Annotated in this window: 1 pseudogene; it reads left to right on the top strand. The window is 55.4% G+C overall.

The annotated features are described in order from the left end of the window. Positions 1-271 (top strand): annotated as a pseudogene (locus ACOZIO_RS25100) (type VI secretion system tip protein VgrG); the annotation flags it as partial.

Raw genomic sequence — 271 nt, 5'->3', positions numbered from 1 at the left:
GTAAATTACCGGTCCACAACCATTACCAGTTAAGACTTAAACGGCTGGAATCCCGGCAGCCCGGCGTTGATATTTCGGTGCTCAGGTTCAGCGGCAGCGAGGCCATCAGCGATATCCTGCGCTATGAAATTGCGTTCACCAGTGCGGTGAAAGACATTCCCGCTCAGCACATCATCAACTATTCCGCCCTGCTCCTGATGTACCCCGACGGTAAGCCGTGGGAGCCGGTTAAACCACGCATTATCCCCGGCGTCATCACCCAGTTCCGCCA

The sequence above is a fragment of the Rahnella sp. PD4 genome, from assembly GCF_049199325.1.
Taxonomy (GTDB): domain Bacteria; phylum Pseudomonadota; class Gammaproteobacteria; order Enterobacterales; family Enterobacteriaceae; genus Rahnella; species Rahnella perminowiae.
The sequence above is the reverse complement of the archived record's forward strand: the minus strand, read 5'-3'. Positions and strand labels throughout refer to the sequence as shown.